We start from the raw sequence: 17,789 nt of genomic DNA, 5'->3' as shown, positions 1-17,789 counted from the left end.
AGCCTTGGACCTCTCCGAAGGTCGGCGCTCTTACACCATCTCTCGGGGCACTACCATCTCTTCCACCTCCGAAACCGACGTGGCGTTGCCGCAGCTACATTCGACACGTTCCTCGCGGTCGCCGAACCGATCCCAGTCAACTTTCTTGTGGCATAGCCCGCAGAAAAGGGTGTCAGAGCTGTTTCGGTCTGAGCTTGCAGGGGGCTGACACTGAAAGCCTGCCTCTGAGCGCGTCCATCGTCTTGTCATCGAAGCCTCGTCTGGAATAGGCCTCCGGCAACAAGCGCGGGATATGATCAGTCAGAGATTGGTCGCCCTCATGGAACAAGCAGATCGCCTTCGGCGGGTTGAGTTGGGATATTTTAAACCGCCAAGGAAACGATGTCGAATAATAGATCCGCTATCCGTAGATCGCAAGCTCGCTAATACTCAATTGGTGATAGTGCAGGCTGAAGGGGTCTGACGCTCGTTTCAATTCTTCGTTTGTGACGTTGAAGGTTTCGGCAATATAAAGTATCTGTTCAACAACGCCTTCGGGATCTCCTAATCCCAAAAGAAGGAGGTTGCAGATTTTTTGCTTGTCGAACCAGTTCTTCGCCATAGAGATCAATGCCCGAAATTCATGAAGTGCTGTTGTTCTGATGTGGGCAAACTTTGAGTTCGTAGAGGCTTCGAAAAGGCGCTCGACCCGATCGCTCTGCTCAGAGAAGGCCACCATGAAATCAAGATGTTTGTTATCTGTTTGCGTGCAGTTCCACTCGCCACCGAACCAAATATCATATCCGAGCATCTTGAAGCCGACCGCGCACTCAACGATCTCGCCTCCATGCAGGTGGAATGTCCCACCGGGCAGCTTAGCAACAGCTTCACTCAGGGTGCTTCGCGCATGTTCCACGGCGGCGGCAGTCTTTCCGAATAGAAAGAAATTGTCAGCGTAGTTGATCAACCTGATGTCGGGACCGAAGTCTGCATCAAGATGAGATACGCTCCACGCTGCTACTGCGTTGGAAGCAAGGCCACCCTGTGGTATACCCGGTGGGATGGAGGCTAATAACATCGGAGTAGTCTTTCCCGAAGGGAACACCGGAGACCCAGTCGAAGCGAGTAGGACGTGGTTGACGGCTCCCGGGGGGATGGTGAGACAGCTTTTGAGTTTTTGGGGCTCGAAGCTGCCGTAGTGGTTGGAGATGTCTAACTCCGCTACATGGGTAAAGCCCTCCTGTTGTATGAGATCTAGGGCAAGGGCCACTAAGTCGACGTGGCCTTTGCCGGGGAACTGAAATGGCTGACGTGTCGTCTGCAGGCGGATGACATTGTAACATGCAATCTGCGCGCCCCTCGCGATCAGGCCGAAATCCGCAAGGACGCGCACACCTTTGCCGCTGGACTTCTTCTTGACCGAGACCTTGAATTCTTCCGTGATACCCTTGAGGATCTGCGTCCCCTTGGCCTTCTCAAGGATGGTCGTCAGAGGAACTCGCCTTGAAAGTGGGAGGCGGATCGTCGCCTTAAAAATGCACGCCGTAAGGACGTCCTTGGATCGAAGATACTGCCTTATAGCGTTCTGGGTTTTCTTGTTGGAAACCCCAAGCTCTTTGATTTTATGAGCCACCGCTTTTCGACGCTTTTTTTCATATCTGAGGAGCTTCTTCAGGGTTGCGATGTCTTCCTCGCAATGGTGTGTCGCGCCGTCGCCAACAGGGAGAAAGCAGCCATTCTCCGAGACGGGAGCATATAGCTTTTCATGGAGATAATGCGTCTGGGAGTGCATGTTCATGATCATGACCTAGATCGAGGAGGCTTCTCGGCCCGTGAACTTGAGTTCACTAAAACGCAGTCCTCATTGTTGAAACGTCGCAACTCAGCAGGAGTAGGATTTGATCAATCCGCCGAAGATGGCTTCAAGATATTTTTACGAGCAACTTCGAGGCTCTTCTCGACCTCGTCCAGCCGCCAATAGCGGTAGCGGCCAAGTTTGATCGGCTTTGGAAGTCGCCCCTTGGCAACGTCTCTATTTATACTGCTGATCGAGCGGTCAAGGTATTCGCAAAGGGTTCGGCTCGTCATAAGGCTCATCGTGCTACTCCGTGGCTGTCTGTGACCAAGTAAGCACGCCGAAAATTCGTTGTCATTGGGAACAAAATGCCCCCATTTTTTTCCCACTCAGAGCAAGTCCTTCAGGGTCAGGCGTCGAACCCACATTTAAAAAACTCAGCGATCTCTTTTCCAAACAACTCTTCTTCTGCATCCCAACCATGCAAGGAGAGATCCAACTCAGATGACCGGCCCTCCAAGTTCACAAGTTCGCTAAAGCTATATTTTCCGAATTCATGATTTTCACTATTTTGCTCTTCCGGCTCGAACTGTTTCGGCACTTCTTTCTTAACAAGTGTTCGGAGTGAACCCAGCGTGCATTTGTACGGGCCACCTTGAAGGATCTTGTGGACGATCTTGAAAGCCGCTTCTTTGGTTTTGGGTTCGGGGGAAATTTCTTGTTTCTCTGCAAGAGCCTTTGCGCGTTCGGGAAGCTTTTCAAAGTGCTCGCTTGGTTCAACCTGCCATGCGCGCACCGCTAGGTAGCATTTCACCTGAATGTATCCGGAGAGCTTTTCTTTATACTTAGTTAGCGGAGCGCCGTGTCGCCCGCGTTTGTTGATCGACTTCCCGAGGAAGTGGTTTATGACGATGCGGTCAAATTCCTCACTAAGCCATTCAGGCGGCGGAACTGCATTCTTGGCACAAAACTTGTTGGCTTCGATTAGCGCTGCGGGATTTCCAGAAAAGTAGGCGGTGCGAAATACTTCCATTTCAGTGATAAATTCCTGACCGAATAGTCCATGCTGCTTAGTAACCATAATCTTCCTCCGAGGCGTGCGATGCGTTTCCGGTCACGTGGTCTGCCCACGCCTGCATCACGGGCCGACGCTGTTCCAAGAAGTCCGTGCGTTTGTAGGACCTTTCGACCGCACCTCCGACCGCGTGCGCCAAGCACATCTCCGCGACGTCGTAGGGTGCAGCATCTGTTTCCGCGATCCAGTCCCGGAAGGAGGACCTGAACCCGTGGGGGCGCTCCACGAGACCGCGCCGCTCCATCAAGCGCGCCATCGTGGCATCGGACATGACGCCCTTTCGCACGCTCGGGAAGAGGTAGCCGTCGCGCGCCATCGGTGATGCTTGTTCGATCACGGCCAGCGCTGCGTCTGACAGGGGAACCTTGAAGTCCCGCGTCTTGCCACGCCCGCCTTTCATCGCGCTTGCGGGGATGGTCCAGACGTCGCCCTCGATCTGGTCCAGTCGCATGAAGCGTAGCGGGTAGGAGCGTACGGCTGTCAGGATGAGGAGACGCAGGGCGAGATGCGTCGTGCTTCCGTCGCCCAGCGAGCCAAAGAAGCTCGGGACATCCGCGTATGCCATTGCAGGTATGTGCTTCGCCACATGATCCTGCTTACCGAGGAGCGTTCGAGCGCGCTCCACCGCTTGCAGGTTCACCTCAAGGCCGAGACTGTCGGCGTGCTGCATCACGATGTTCAGGCGGTTGAGTGCCTTTCTGGCGGTCTCTGCCTTGGTCTTCCAGATTGGGGAGAGCGTGTTTCGGATGTCGACCTGATCGATTTCCGAGATAGGGACCTGTCCCAGTTTGGGGAGAACGTGAAGTTCGAGCGGCGAGAACCAGCGGCCTGCTTTGCCGTCCCCCTTCAGCTCAGCCTTGCGCGTTTCGAAGGCATCCGCCGCGACCTCTGCGAGGGCATGAAGGTTCTTCTCCCGCTCGCGCCGCCGCCGCTCTCTTTCCTTGATTGGGTCAAGGCCTTGCCGCTTGAGCCTGCGAGCATCCTCAGCGGCAGCTCGCGCCTCCTTGAGGCTGACATCAGGGAAGGCGCCGAGACCCATCTCACGCCTACGACCATGAACCGTCACACGGACGAACCACTGTGCGCCGTCCTCGTCGCGCTTGAAGAACCAAAGCCCACCGCCGTCTGAGTACTTGCCCGGGGGTAAAGATTTCAGCGATGCAGCAGTCAGCTTGTTCAACGCGGCCATTCTCAATCCACCTCTCAATCCACCCACAAGATATGGTATGAAGTGACCCGATGTGGAATGCCGTGATATGGAAACAATACGTTCTCACAATGGCTTGGCTGATTTTCTGAGTGATCCTGATATGCAGTGATACACCGGTTCGTCGCGTCTCCTGGGCACCACTACTCCCCTGCAGGATATAGGTTTCGCGACAGCTTTAAGCAGCTGTCAGGCGCCGTAGGTCATGTCGGCCAGCGTCGCGACCTTGCCCCATCGCCTCAGCACCGCAAGCCGCCCCCCGAACCCGTCCCGATCGGTTCACGTACGGTCGTTTTGACGACCGGCTCCCGTTTCCCGGACACTCGCGGTACGCCCGAGGCCGGGCCGCCCGGTACGCAGGACGCCTTTGCTGTTCCTCGGAAAACTCCGTGATCCTCATCGGCGAGCGCGTTGCAATCCGCCGCGATACCGACGTCGGTTGAAGATCTGTCAGGACGGCGCGGGAGCCGACGCGCTTCTCTGGCGCAGCGCCAGGCCATCTCGGTCCGAGGGCCAGAAACGCCCGCGCGTTCCCGGCCCTCGGAGGTCGCAAAAGTGCTGGTCGGCTCAGACCAGGATCTGCATCTCGTCGATGGTCTCCATATCGGTGTGCATGAAGATCACCGAGACGCCCTGATCGGCAAAGACCACATCGAGGTTCACCTCCGTCATGTGCGCCCTTGCTTCCGACGCGTCGGCATAGCCGAAGCCGGTGAACGAAGCGGTATCGTACATGTCCACCTCGAGAACCCGGTCGCGGCCAAGATCCTCTGCCTCGAAGATGAAGTGATCCGACAGCAGGCTGCCACTCATCAGGTCATCGCCCGGGCCGCCGTCATAGGTGTCCCCCTCGGACGCAGCCATGAAGGCGGCGAACGCATCGGCCGTCTTGGCGATGAATTCGGGGCTTTGGGCAAAGCCCTGCACCACCGCTTCGCGACTCATGCCGTCCTCGAGGCGCTGCGTCCAGTTGGCAAGGCCCGTCTCATCCGGATCGCGGTCGAGCACGTTGTTGTAGAGCAGCGTCACGAAGGCTTCGTTGTCGAGCGATCCATAGGTCGCCTGGAACTCGGGGCTGTTCACGAAGCCCGATGCCACATCGACATAGGACATGCCCTCGCCCATCCGCGTCGCCCAGTTGGTCAGGCCGTTCACGTCGGGCTCACGGTCGAGCGTCGCCGCGTAGAGACGATAGACGTCATCTGCGTAGGGGGCCGCAACCCCGGCATGCAGATAGGCGCTGGACGCGTCGTTGGTGTTCGCGATGTATTCCGGACTTTGCGAAAAGCCCTGGACGACCGCTTCGCGGCTCATGCCGTCCTCGAGGCGCTGGGTCCAGTTGGCGAGGCCCGTGGCATCCGGGTCACGATCAAGAACGTTGTTGTAGAGCAGCGTCACGAACGCCTCGTTGTCGAGCGCTCCGTAGGTGGCCTGGAACTCCGGAGAGGCGACGAAGCCGGTGATGACCTGGGTCAACGTCATCTCGCCGCTCTCCAGTCGCGCCGACCAGTTGTCGTAGCCCTGCGAGTCCGGATGCCGGTCGAGCGTCGCGCCGAAGACGCGGTAGACCCGCGCGCCGCTGGTCTGCCCGATCTCGTCGACCGGAGATACGCTCCCGCCGATCAGAACGTCGTCATCCGAACCGCCGGAGAGGATATCCACCCCCGGGCCGCCGATCGCGGTGTCTTCGCCAAGACCGCCGCCGATGACATCGTTCGATTCGAGACCCTGGATGCGGTCAGCACCGGCGAAGCCGAAGATCCCGTCGGGATCCGGCGTGCCGATCAGGTCATCGGGATCCGCGGTGCCGATGAGGGCCGTTTCGTCATCGACCACGTCGAAATTCTTCGACGCGCTGTCATAGCCCTCGGCAAAGGCAAGGATGGTGGTCGTCTGCAGCCCGTCGAGACGGAAGTCGTTGACCATGGTCAGGCTGACCTCCACCTCGGTCTCGCCATCGGGAATGATCGCGGTACCCGGCAGCGTCGCGGCCGAGGTGTCGGTGCTGGACAGCACGACGGTGAGGTCACCGCTGGTCTCGGTGCCACGGCTGATGGTGACGGTCGCATCCGGGCCGGCCTCGGACTCCATGTCACGGTCGATCGACACGAAGAGCGGCGGCAGGGCCTCCGCGTCCTCGACCTCGATCACCTCCTCGACCTCCAGCGCGAAATCGCCAATCGCAACCGGATTGCCGCTGCCGTCATCCGTGACCAGCGTTCCCGAGGGGTTCGACGACGGGTTCGCGGTCATGGAATAGGGATCGTCTGCGGACGGATTGAGCTCGAGCACGGCGTCGAGCACTTCGCTGTTGTCGGTCGATGCGACGATGCGGAACTCGGCACCGGACGGAACCGTGAAGGTGAGGTTGCCCGAGCTGTCGATGTTCTCCGCCAGCGGGATGAGCGTGCCAAAGCTCTCGTCGTCGCCCTCAACGAGCGGATCTCTTCCGAGCACGAGAAGGTAGAGATCGCTCAGAGACTGGGTCAGATCGGAGAGGCCGAGCGAGTAGAGGATGTTCTCGAAGGCGGTGCGATCCCATGTCCCCGGGGTCAGCCCCTCAAGGCGCAGCTGCGTGTCGCTCTCGTCGTTCACGTAGCGGCGAATGTGGTAGGCGGGATTGTGAGTTTCGCTGGTGGCGGGCTTGCCGTCGACCGGCGGCTCGGTGATGTTGGCCGGCGTCTTCACAAAGGTTTCGAGCCCGCTCGAGTCGTAATCCATCACCTCGCCACCGGAGCCCTGCACCGGGTTGATGTGACGGGCGCCGAAGGCATGCGCCCCCTCGTGGGCGACGGTTTCGGCAACGGACAGCATCGCATCGCTGCCATCCATCAGCACGGCGACGATGTTGTTGTCCTCGGTGTTGTAGCGGTCGACGCCCTCATAGGCCTGCCCGAGCAGCCGGGCGTTGTCGGTGCCGTCGCCGTTGGTGTCGTAGCGCAGCTTGGTCGAGGTGAACCGCACCGAGTGATAGTCACCGCTGGTCGGCTTGGTGGAGGTCACATCCATCGCGATGCCGGAGCGGTCGAAGATGTCCTGCACCAGCCCCACAAGCTCGGTTTTCTGGGCGGCGGTGAACACGCCGAGCGGCTCGGTCCCGGCACGGGTGGCCGAGGTCTCGCGGGCGTCGAGCCCGAGGAACCCGAGATAGCTGGCATAGGTCACATAGTAGTCGCGCGGGATCGCGGTTTCGAAGTCGAGGAAGAGCACCGGCGGCTTCGCGGCCTTGTCGACGATCGCGGTCACGAACTGCAGGCAGTCGCCTTCGCTCACATGGCTGACGGTCAGGTTGTTGTCGCCGGGGCTCAGCACCGAGGTGATGTCATAGGTGTTGATGTCCCAGAGCGCGCCGTCACCGCCCGGAAACTGGTTGGTGCCCAGAAGCGTCGAGTTGATCGTCAGCTCGCCGTCGGTGAAGCTCTGGCCGTCGCCGACAAAGAGCGTCAGCGTCGAGGTGCCGCTTTCGTATTCCAGATTGCCGAGGTTCATCGTCGTGACCGCGCCCGACGAGTTGGTCGAGTCGTTGCCGGCAAAGATGGTCACGTCGCGGTTGTTGGTGGCGTCGCCATCATCGTAGAACACGACGAGCGAGGCACCCTGCCCGCCTTCGCCCATGCCCTCGATCGTGTAGCTTCCGTCGCCGTTCACGATGTCGCTGACATTCGCGAAATAGCCGACGCTCTGATCCGACCCCCAGCAGGTGTCGACGGATGTGCCGAGCGCCGTCCCTGTCACGGCGGTTCCGTTCACGGTGATCTGGGTGTCACTCGATCCGCTGAAGTTCAGCTCTCCCCAGTACAGGAAAGCGAACCTCTGTGACCCGGTGACCCCCGAAACGGTGACGGTGGTGTTGCCATCTCTTGCGTCGCCATTCCCAAAGGTCGCCCAATCAACGTTCTTCAATTCATACTGTTGCGTAAGCGCTGTCATCGCCCCACTCCTCCTCCATCAAAATCATGGTCTTAAATCAAACGCCGGCCGAAAAAACCGCGTCCCCCAAGTCTTCCTCCCTAAACGCCTCCGTGTTGTTTCTCCTCAGTCAGCAGCCTCCGAACTGGTTCCCGCTGAACTCGCATCTCTCGGTCGCCAGCCCGCGCTCGATCAGGATCGAAGAGAGCAGCGTACCGTCGGCGGTGTTGCACCAGACGTAATTGTCCGGCCCGGTTCCCGACGGCGGTGCTTCCGAGAACGCGGTGCAGGTCAGCTCGCGATTTGACAGGATGGCGGCGATGGCGTCTCGGCTTGCCCCGGAGGACCCGCGCACCTCGGACATTCCGAGCTCGAGCTGCGCATCGCAGCAATCGAGTTTGAAGCGCAGTGGCTCGAAACTCACGATTTCGGAAACGGTGCCTTCGAAGAAACTTGCGACACGTGCACCGGACGTCCCGCTCGACATGCCCACCGCTTCTGTCGGCAACAGCGTTTGCGCACACCCGGCAACTAGGAGCGCCGCGATCTGACAGGCCAGCACGGGGGTCCCCCGCAGCAAATCAAGCCAATTCAACACCGTGCAAAATCTCCGGTCAAAAAAGACGGAGAGACCTCCCTCGGAGACACAGCCCCCCCGACGTCTCGATACTATCATAAACGAAGTATTGATGACAGGCGACTGCTACCTTGTCGCATCAGGCAAAGAGTTGGGGCGCGGCGACCAGCCCGAGCCGCGCGTCTCGCTTCGGCCCACGCTCGGCCCGGAGACGCGGGAGCGGCAACCCCGGGCGCATGAACGCCGCGCCGGAAATAAGCCTCTTCCCGGAACATCCAACGACAGATTTCGAAGCTTCACACCGTGCCAGACAGTGGCACGCCTCCCCCCCGACCGCTCGCAGGCAGGCATATTTTCGAGAATGTCGACGCCGCCAGATGCCTGCTCGCGCCGGTCGACTGTGCAAAGCCCGGCGACGCGGGATGCCGCGACGGGCGCGCTCTGCCACGGAATCGGTTGGAAACGATGCTAGGAAAACACCCTCAGGTGTAGTACCGTATCGATATTTCAACCCATCTTGATGTTTGTATTATGTCCAACCGTTTCTTCGGAGATCCGTTCGATTACGCGACCCCGGCGCGGCTTTATGCGCTGTCCATCGGATTCGATCCCGAAAGCCGAGAGCTGTTCGACGCCGTCGATGCCGATGCGATCGACGCCACGATCGCGCAGGGGCGCAGCTTTCCCGAAGCCGTCAGACCTTATGGCGACCTCCTCGAAGAGATGCCGATCTATGCGCTCGAGGTCGATCCCGGCCACGTCGCCGCCAATGACAGCCGCGGGCGCGCCGCGCAACACTGGCTGGTATCTCGCGACGAGCGGGGAGACTGGGTCGAACTGCGCCTCCAGCCCGATCCCGATGGCATCGGGGTGCTGTATGAGAGCATCGAGAGCGAGGGGCGTCCGGTGGCGATGCAGGCGGCGGCCCTCGCCCAGCCAATGCGGCGCAGGCTCGAGCGCGCCACCAACCTGTCGGACCACGTGGTCCAGCGAAGGACCATCCGCTCGGTCCTGCCCGCGCAGACGGTCGCAGGAGTCGTCGTTCTGGATGTGGGACAGGGCAGCGCCGCCGCGCTGATCGACGCGGCGGGCGATGTGCTTGCCTATGTGGATCTGGGCGCCGGGGTGCTGCGTGACGCGGGCACTTGGCCCGCGTCCATGGCCCATTTCTGCCTGCAAAGCGCGCCCACGGTGATCCTCAGCCACTGGCACTACGATCACTTTCACGGTGCCAACAAGACCCCGGGCGCGCAGCAGATGGCCTGGATCGCCCCCAACCAGCCGCTCGGGCCGGGGCCCCAGAGCGCAATGGCACGAGCGATTCTGCAGAATGGCAGCCTGCTGGTCTGGAACGGGCGGCAACCGCTACGCAAAGGCGCGCTCACGCTCGAGCGCTGCACCGGCACCAGCCAGAACCGCTCGGGCATCGCGGTCTGGGTCGAGGGGCCCGGAAAGGCGGATGCCATCCTGTTGCCGGGAGACGCCGGCTATGCCGACATCCCCTCGCTGAAACGCAACCGGCCGCGGCGCGTGCGCTCGCTGGTGGTGGCGCATCACGGCGGCAACGCGCCCGGCGCACCGCCGCCCGATCCCCACCATGCCGACAGTCGCGCGGTCGTCTCCTGCGGCGCCGGCAACCGCTACGGCCACCCTCTGCAGCGCTCGCTCACCGCCCTCGGCGGGCAGGGCTGGAGCATCGGAACGCCCGGGGCCGAGATCGACGACCGGCTGACACGGAACCGCACCCCGACACTTGGCCATACCGGCCTGACATGGGGGGCGCCGTTCCCGACGCAATCCTGCGGCTGCGGCTGCACCATCCAACCGACCAAGTTCTGAGCGAGGGGAGATCGCCAATGAAATGCGTGGTTCTGGTACCGGGAATTCAGGGCTCCGTGCTCAAGACACCGGGTGGCACCGAGGTCTGGCCGCCGAAACCCTCCGAGGTCGTGCTCGGCTACAAACGCCTGTCCGAGCTTCTGCGCGAGGATCTGGTCTCGACCGACATCATCCGCTCGGTGAGCTGTTTCGACGTCTACAAGCCGCTGATCGACCAGCTGAACGACATCGGCTTCACCGAGGGCAGCGCCACGCAGCGGCTCGAGATCTTCCACTACGACTGGCGGCTCGATCTCGAGAAAACCGCCGCGGCGCTCGCCCACCGGCTCGGCGCGCTGACCGCCGCGGGCGCGACCGAGATCACCATCGTGGCGCATTCCATGGGCGGGCTGGTCTCGCGGCTGGTGCTCGAGCCCGACACCTTCCGCAACGAGGCGTTTTTCGACCGGGTCAACACGCTGCTGACGCTGGGCACCCCGCATCTCGGCGCGCCGATGGCACTGGTGCGCATCCTCGGGATCGAGGGCGATCTCGGCATCTCGGCGGCGGATTTCCGCACCTACGCCGCTGATCACCGCTATCCCTCGGCCTACCAGCTCCTGCCGGCACCCGGAGAGGATGCCTGCTGGAACCTCACCGACAGCGCCCTCGGGCCGCTCGACATCTACGATCTGGGCGATGCGCAGGCGGTGGGGCTCGATCCCGCGCTGGTGGCGCGCGTGGCCTGGGTGCACCAGAGCTTTGCCGAGGGCAGCCAGCCGCCCGGTGTGCGCTACCTGTTCTTCGGCGGCGCCGGGCACCGCACCTGCACCCGGATCAACGTGGCGCCGGGGCAGGTCATCCCGACCCTGACCGATGACGCGGGCGATGGCACGGTGCCGATGTGGAGCGCCTTCGGCAAGGCGACGCAGAAACAGCTGGTCCGCGGCGAGCACAGCAAGTTCTTCCGCCGCGAGGAGTTCTCGGCGGTGCTCTACCGCCTGTTCGGCAAGCGCTTCCCGACACCGCCGCTCGGGGCCGCGCCGGTGCTCGATCTGTCGGTGCAGGCGCTGGTGCTGCGCCCCGACGAGGAGGTCGAGCTGCTGATCCTCTCCCCCGCCCCCACCAGTGCGATCAGCGGCGAGGTCGTCGTCGAGTTCACCGCCGACGAGGCCGCGCCCTTTGCAGCGCTCGGCGATGCGGTGGCGATCAGCTACGAGGGCGCCCCGGTGAGCCAGCTCCGGGTGCTGCTGCCGCCCCGCCCCACACCCGGCCACTACCGGCTGAGCTTTGCCGGCACCCCGAGTTCGGGCGCGCCGGTGCTGTTCTCGGTCGTGCCGGGGATCTGAGCCATGGCGACACCGGTCAAGGTCGAATACCTCGCCGCCGACCCGGCCACCCCGCTCGACTCGCGCCCGCAATCGGGGCTGATGCAGGGCCGTCATTTCGAGCTTCACGAGACCCTGCGCGACGGGCCCATCTCGGACCGGGTGGCGGTGCTCGATCTCGACCCCGATGACGGCACGCTGCTGCCCGGCGCGAGGTTCATTTCGCCGGGGCCACGGCGCAAACGCGGGCTCTACGAGATCGCCGACCGCAACGACATGTCGGCGCGGGACTTCCAGCAAGTCTCGGTGTTCGGCGCGATCCGCACCACCATGGCGATGTTCGAGGAGGAGGACGTTCTCGGCCGCCCGCTGGTCTGGGCCTTTGACGGGCCGCAGCTTCTGGTGGTGCCGCGCGCCGGGCGCATGGCCAACGCCTTCTACCACCGGGCCTCGCGCAGCCTGCAGTTCTTCTATTTCGACGGCGTCATCGCCGACGAGGAGACAACGGTCTACACCTGCCTGTCTCCCGATATCGTGGCGCACGAGACCGCCCATGCCATCCTCGACGGCATCGCGCCGGATCTCTACGACGCCACCTCACCGCAATCGCTGGCGCTGCACGAGGCCATTGCCGATATCACCGCCATGCTCTTCGCGGCGCAATCGAGTCGGCTGGCAAATCTGGTGCTCGAGGACAATGGCGGCGACCTGCGCAAGCCGGGCGCCTTCAACGCCATCGCTGAGCAGTTCGGGCGGGCCCGCAGCGGCCGCATCCAGCCGCTGCGCGACCTGATGAACGACCGCACCATGACCAGCGTGCCCAGCGCCACGCCGCATGCGCTGAGCGAGGTTCTGACCGGGACGCTCTACGCGCTGATGCTCTGGGTCTTCGACACCGAGATGGCCGAGGAGTTGGAAGCGGTGCCCGAGGCGGATCGGGCCGACGAACGCTTCAGCCGCTCGGGCAAGGTGCTGTTCCGCGCCGCCAGCCGGTTGCGCCGCATCGCCTTTCGCGCGCTCGACTACCTGCCGCCGGGCGAGATCTCTTTCGCCGACTATGCCCGTGCGCTGATCGCTGCCGACACCGCCTCGAACCCGCAGAGCCCCGAGGAGCGCGCCGCCTTCACCGCCGAGTGCCTGACCCGGCAGATCGTCGTGCAGGCCGCCGACCTCGCCCCCTCCGCGCCGCAGCTGGCGCTCGCGCCGGGCGACGATCTCGACGCGCTGCTTTCCGACGATGCCGCGGCGCTGGCCTTTGCCGAGCGCCACCGCGCGGCGCTTCACGTGCCGTCCGAGGCCAGCCTGACCCTCCGGCCCCGGCTCGACGTCACCAAGGCCACCTGGCGCAAGGGCGGCGGGCGGGTCGATACCCGCGAGCTGATCTTCAAGGTGGCGTGGCAGGAGGACGAGTTCGTACTCGACCGGGGCGGCATCCCCGAGCCGGTCAGGGTCACCTTCGGCACCACGCTCGCCATCGGCTGGGAGACGCGCGAGATCCGCGCCGTGGTCACCAACAGCCGACTCGGCCCGCATGGCGCGGCCCGCGACCGCCAGGTCAGCGACCGGATGCGGCGCGGTTTCCTGCGCGCCTGCATCGCCGACGGCACCATCGACCTCGCCACGGACGCCACGCTCCTGCCGGGCGGCAGCCTGCGTCTGCGCGGCCTCGGCCAGCAGCTTCACATGGCGGGCCGGTCATGACCGGGCTGTCGCTGCGCCTCTACAATGTCGGCTTCGGCGACGCGGTCTTCCTGCGCCTGCCTGACACCGACGCGTCCGGCGCCGAGGTCACCCGCACGGTGCTGATCGACGCCGGCAACGCTCTGACCGGAGCGCATGGCGACGATGCTGCGCTGCGCGCCGCCCTGCGCGACATCCACGGCCAGCTCGCCGGGGCGCCGCTCGACCTCTACGTGATGACGCACGAGCATCTCGACCACGTGCAGGGGCCGCTGATGGCCGCGCGCAAGGACGGGCTCGAGCTGCGCGCCCGCGCGGTCTGGATGACCGCCTCGACCGAGCCGCGCTATTACGACGCCCATCCCGACGCCCGCAAGAAGCGGCGGCTGGCGCTCGACGCCTTCGACGACATCGCCGAGGCCGCAAAGAACATGGCGGGCGCGCTGCCGCTGGGCATGGAGATCCTGCTCGGCATCAACAACCCGCGCGCCAGCGCCGATTGCGTCGACTACATCCGCGAGATGAGCGCCCCCGCCGCGCCGCACTACATCTCGCGCCAGAGCCCCCCGGCGCTGCCGCAGCCGTTCCGGGATGCCACCCTCCGGGTGCTGGCGCCCGAGCAGGATTGCTCGGTCTATTACGGCCGCATGAAACCCCGCGCGCTCGGCCTGCGGCTGGCGGATGGCGATGCCGGTGCCCCTGCGGGTGCCACGCTCACCGCGCCGGAGGGCGTGCGCGCGAGCGACTTTACCGAGCTGCTGTCGTTCCGGGCCGCGTCGAGCTTTGCCAACCTCTTCCACATCGACCGGGCGGCGAACGATTCCAGCATCGTCTTCGAGCTTGAATGGCGCGGCTGGCGGCTGCTCTTCCCCGGCGACGCCGAGGAGCGCAGCTGGGCCTTCATGCAGGCGCAGCAGGCGCTGCGCCCGGCGCATTTCCTCAAGGTGAGCCATCACGGCAGCCACAACGGCACCCCCGATGCGGTGCTCTCCGAGGTGCTGCCCACGACCCCGCCCGACGCCCGCGACCGGGTGGTCGCGGTCTCGACCGCCGACGGCGCCTATCGCGGCGTGCCGGATGACGCGACGCTGACCGAATTCGGCAGACGGGCGCGGCTGCTCGACACCCGCACCCTCCCGATGGGTGGCTGGTTCGACCTGACCTTCCCGGCCGATGGCGGGCAGATCGCCGTCTCGGAAGGCGCGCCGGTGACCGGCTGAGCGGCACATTCGGCGGCAGAGCAGCCGCGATGACCGGCATTTGAGCAGCGAAACTCTTGATTTGCGCCCGCTTCAGGCGCAGCTTTGAGACATGAACAGCCTAACGCCTTTTCCGGGACCCGGGCGCGCGCAGGACGTCGTCGCCTTCCACCGGACCGAGTTGAACGTCATTCTCTCGCTCTACGGGCGCATGGTCGCAGCCGGCGAATGGCGCGATTACGGCATCTCGAGCCTGCGCGACGTCGCCATCTTCTCGGTGTTCCGCCGCACCGCCGAACACCCGCTCTACCGCATCGAAAAGCGCCCCAAGCTGCGCAACCGGCAGGGCGAATACGCGGTGATCAGCATGGAGGGGCAGGTGCTCAAGCGCGGCCACGACCTGCGCACGGTGCTGCGCGTGCTCGAGCGCAAGCTCATTCGCGCCGTCGACTAGGAGCGATCAGCTCTCGGGCTCGCTTTGCAGCAGCACCTCGCGCGACTGCGAGGCGAACTCGCGGCGCAGGATCATCACCAGCGTGACAGCGGTGGCGGCGAGCAGCGCCTCGGGACCGATCAGCCAGCCTGTCGAGGCAATGCCGAAATAGACCGCGCGCAGACCGCGATTGTAGCTCTTGGCGGCAAAGATGTTGATCTCGGCCGCCTTGGCGGCGCGGGCATAGGCGAGATCGCTGGGCTCGTTCGGCACCGAGCCCATCATCACCGAGCAATAGCCGAAGAGCCGGTTCGACCAGACGAATTTCAGGAAGGCATTGGCGGCGAAGAGCAGCGGCAGCAGCAGCTTCACCTCCCAGACGAAGACCGGCGCCACGCCGTCGGTCAGGTCACCGGCGACGCCGCGCAGCTGCTCGGTGTTGCCCAAGAGCGCGAAGATGCCGCCGATGGCGATCATCGAGGCCGAGGCGAAGAAGGCGGTGCTCTGGCGCAGCGAGGCGACGATCTGCGAGTCGAAGATGCGCGGCTGCCGGGTGACGAACTGCGCCATCCAGATGCGCCGGTAATTGGCCATCAGCCGCGACACCGAGGGCCGCCAGCCCGGCGGGTGCTCGACGCACCACGAGCAGAGCAGCCAGCCGCATACGAGCAGCACCGTCCCGGCCAGGTCGAGCGCGGTGAAATAGCCAAGCTGGTCGAGCCACGCCATGGATCAGAACGGCTTGACCACGACGACCCAGAGCACGGCGATCACGCCGACCACGCTGATCTCGTTGAAGATACGCAGGAACAGCTCGGATTCGCGGAACTCGCCGCGCTTGGCGCGGATCACCAGCTTGCCGGTCCAGACGTAATGCCCCGCCAGCAGCGCCACCAGCGCCAGCTTGAGGTGGATCCACGGTGCCCAAGACCAGAACTGCGCCAGCACCAGCCCGGTGATCAGCGCGATCACCGCAAGCCCCGCCGAGAAACGGTAGAGCCGGATGGTCAGGTCACCCAGCGGGCCGAACTCGCCCAGCCGGTCGTATTCGCGCTTCCAGTAGATCAGCGCGCGCGGCACCGCGAAGATGGAGGTCATCCAGCCCATCACGCAGAGAAGATGTATGATCTTTACCCAGTCCATGCCCCAGTCATGCTACCGTTTGCGCGGCGAAGGCAAGGTGTCGCGGCGCCACATTGACCCCCACGGGAAAATGTCTGGCGCGGCTGCGTCAAATTGGTTATATCACCTTACCAATTCCAAGGGAGGACCCTCAGATGCAGATGCCCGAGCCCGATGCCAGGGTGCTGACCCGCAAGGCCGAGATCGTTGCGCGCCTGCGCGAGGCGCTGCCCGCCGATGCGGTGATCGACGACGAGGCCGAGACCCGCGCCTACGAGTGCGACGCGCTCACCGCCTATCGCTGCCCGCCGCTCTGCGCCGTGCTGCCGAGCACGACCGAAGAGGTCTCGGCGGTGCTGAAGATCTGCCACGAAGAGGGCGTGCCGGTGGTGCCGCGCGGCTCGGGGACCTCGCTTGCCGGCGGCGCGCTGCCGACGGCGGATTCAGTGATCCTGGGCGTGGCGCGGATGAACGAGGTGCTCGAGACCGATTACGACAACCGCTTCATCCGGGTGCAGACCGGGCGCACCAATCTCAGCGTCACCGGCGCGGTCGAGGAAGAGGATTTCTTCTACGCCCCCGACCCCTCGTCGCAGCTCGCCTGCGCCATTGCCGGCAATATCGCGATGAACTCGGGCGGGGCGCATTGCCTGAAATACGGTGTCACCACCAACAACCTGCTCGGCGTCACCATGGTGCTGATGGATGGCACGGTGATCGAGCTTGGCGGGGCGCATCTCGATCCCGGCGGGCTTGACCTGCTGGGGCTGGTCTGCGGCTCGGAGGGCCAGCTTGGCGTGGTGACGGAAGCCACGCTGCGCATCCTGCGCAAGCCCGAGGGCGCGCGCCCGGTGCTGATCGCGTTCAACTCCAACGAGGTCGCGGGGGAATGCGTGTCGGACATCATCAAGGCTGGCGTGCTGCCGGTGGCGATCGAGTTCATGGACCGGCCCTGCATCGTCGCCTGCGAGGCCTTCGCCAAGGCGGGCTATCCCGATTGCGAGGCGCTGTTGATCGTCGAGGTCGAGGGCTCGGAAGCGGAGATCGCCGAGCAGCTCGGGCTGATCACCCAGATCGCCCGCCGCCACGACCCGGTGGAGCTACGCGAGGCACGCGATGCCGACGAGGCCGGGCGCATCTGGCTTGGCCGCAAGAGCGCCTTCGGGGCGATGGGGCAAATCAACGACTACATGTGCCTTGATGGCACGATCCCGGTCTCGTCGCTGCCGCAGGTCTTGCGCCGCATCGGCGAGCTGTCGCGCGAGGTCGGGCTCGAGGTCGCCAACGTGTTCCACGCCGGTGACGGCAACATGCACCCGCTGATCCTGTTCAACGCCAACCAGCCCGGCGAGCTGGAGAAATGCGAGGCGCTGGGGGCAGAGATCCTCAAGCTCTGCGTCGAGGTCGGCGGCTGCCTGACCGGCGAGCACGGGGTCGGGATCGAGAAGCGCGACCTGATGGATGTGCAGTACGCGCCGGCCGATCTCGAGGCGCAGATGGCGGTGAAGGACGTGTTCGACCCGAACTGGCTGCTGAACCCGGCCAAGGTGTTCCCGCTGCACGTGTCGGAGACGCGGCGCGCGGTGGCGGCCGAGTAGGGGGCGCTGCCCCCGTCCGCGCGAGCGCGGACTCCCCCGAGGTATTTTCGAACCAGAGAAGCACATGAG

General features: G+C 63.9%; 14 protein-coding genes. 6 read left to right on the top strand and 8 right to left on the bottom strand.

Annotated features, from left to right (window positions below):
- Window positions 1-400: 400 nt before the first annotated feature.
- The 6 genes from AC6RA4_RS12615 to AC6RA4_RS12590 form a co-directional block, all read right to left on the bottom strand.
- Window positions 401-1,777 carry an RNA-dependent RNA polymerase family protein gene (locus AC6RA4_RS12615; RefSeq protein ID WP_500160789.1) on the bottom strand — a complete coding sequence of 459 codons (1,377 nt, stop codon included), beginning with the start codon at window positions 1,775-1,777 and terminating at the stop codon, window positions 401-403.
- 104 nt (window positions 1,778-1,881) lie between these two features.
- On the bottom strand, window positions 1,882-2,076 hold the full coding sequence (locus tag AC6RA4_RS12610) for a helix-turn-helix transcriptional regulator (RefSeq protein WP_500160787.1): 195 nt from the start codon (window positions 2,074-2,076) through the stop codon (window positions 1,882-1,884).
- A gap of 107 nt (window positions 2,077-2,183) precedes the next feature.
- Complete coding sequence (locus tag AC6RA4_RS12605; RefSeq protein WP_500160785.1) at window positions 2,184-2,855, bottom strand: hypothetical protein; 672 nt, start codon at window positions 2,853-2,855, stop codon at window positions 2,184-2,186.
- Window positions 2,845-4,038, bottom strand: a complete 1,194-nt coding sequence (locus AC6RA4_RS12600; protein ID WP_500160784.1) for a tyrosine-type recombinase/integrase — start codon at window positions 4,036-4,038, stop codon at window positions 2,845-2,847. The genes AC6RA4_RS12605 and AC6RA4_RS12600 overlap by 11 nt, the downstream gene beginning before the upstream one ends.
- 585 nt (window positions 4,039-4,623) lie before the next feature.
- Window positions 4,624-7,986, bottom strand: a complete 3,363-nt coding sequence (locus AC6RA4_RS12595; RefSeq protein WP_500160782.1) for a DUF4214 domain-containing protein — start codon at window positions 7,984-7,986, stop codon at window positions 4,624-4,626.
- A gap of 109 nt (window positions 7,987-8,095) precedes the next feature.
- Window positions 8,096-8,452 (bottom strand): hypothetical protein, encoded by a 357-nt coding sequence (locus AC6RA4_RS12590; RefSeq protein ID WP_500160780.1) that lies wholly within the window; start codon window positions 8,450-8,452, stop codon window positions 8,096-8,098.
- A gap of 621 nt (window positions 8,453-9,073) precedes the next feature.
- Here AC6RA4_RS12590 and AC6RA4_RS12585 point away from each other — a divergent pair.
- The 5 genes from AC6RA4_RS12585 to AC6RA4_RS12565 all read left to right on the top strand — a co-directional run bounded on the left by AC6RA4_RS12585 (window position 9,074) and on the right by AC6RA4_RS12565 (window position 15,021).
- The gene (locus AC6RA4_RS12585) at window positions 9,074-10,381 is read left to right on the top strand and encodes a ComEC/Rec2 family competence protein (protein ID WP_500160778.1); all 1,308 of its coding nucleotides are present in this window, start codon (window positions 9,074-9,076) and stop codon (window positions 10,379-10,381) included.
- A 17-nt stretch (window positions 10,382-10,398) separates the two neighbouring features.
- Window positions 10,399-11,709: an esterase/lipase family protein gene (locus AC6RA4_RS12580; RefSeq protein ID WP_500160776.1), complete on the top strand. Its 1,311-nt coding sequence runs from the start codon at window positions 10,399-10,401 to the stop codon at window positions 11,707-11,709.
- Window positions 11,710-11,712: 3 nt separating this feature from the next.
- The gene (locus AC6RA4_RS12575; protein WP_500160774.1) at window positions 11,713-13,389 is read left to right on the top strand and encodes a gluzincin family metallopeptidase; all 1,677 of its coding nucleotides are present in this window, start codon (window positions 11,713-11,715) and stop codon (window positions 13,387-13,389) included.
- Window positions 13,386-14,588: a ComEC/Rec2 family competence protein gene (locus tag AC6RA4_RS12570; protein ID WP_500160772.1), complete on the top strand. Its 1,203-nt coding sequence runs from the start codon at window positions 13,386-13,388 to the stop codon at window positions 14,586-14,588. The genes AC6RA4_RS12575 and AC6RA4_RS12570 overlap by 4 nt, the downstream gene beginning before the upstream one ends.
- A gap of 91 nt (window positions 14,589-14,679) precedes the next feature.
- On the top strand, window positions 14,680-15,021 hold the full coding sequence (locus AC6RA4_RS12565; RefSeq protein WP_500160770.1) for a DUF2794 domain-containing protein: 342 nt from the start codon (window positions 14,680-14,682) through the stop codon (window positions 15,019-15,021).
- Between the two features lie 6 nt (window positions 15,022-15,027).
- Here the strand turns inward: AC6RA4_RS12565 and AC6RA4_RS12560 are convergent, their stop codons facing one another.
- Together AC6RA4_RS12560 and AC6RA4_RS12555 are read right to left on the bottom strand one after the other, a co-directional pair.
- Complete coding sequence (locus AC6RA4_RS12560) at window positions 15,028-15,729, bottom strand: DUF599 domain-containing protein (protein WP_500160768.1); 702 nt, start codon at window positions 15,727-15,729, stop codon at window positions 15,028-15,030.
- 3 nt (window positions 15,730-15,732) lie between these two features.
- Entirely contained in the window at window positions 15,733-16,143 is a 411-nt protein-coding gene (locus AC6RA4_RS12555) for a CopD family protein (RefSeq protein ID WP_500160766.1), read from the bottom strand.
- A 134-nt stretch (window positions 16,144-16,277) separates the two neighbouring features.
- Here AC6RA4_RS12555 and AC6RA4_RS12550 point away from each other — a divergent pair, with 134 nt between their 5' ends.
- Window positions 16,278-17,720, top strand: coding sequence for an FAD-linked oxidase C-terminal domain-containing protein (locus AC6RA4_RS12550; RefSeq protein ID WP_500160764.1), 1,443 nt, complete (start codon window positions 16,278-16,280; stop codon window positions 17,718-17,720).
- The last annotated feature ends 69 nt before the right edge of the window (window positions 17,721-17,789 follow it).

This window comes from Salipiger sp., assembly GCF_059781815.1.
Note: the sequence above shows the minus strand (reverse complement) of the source record. Positions and strands in the feature narration are given on the sequence as shown.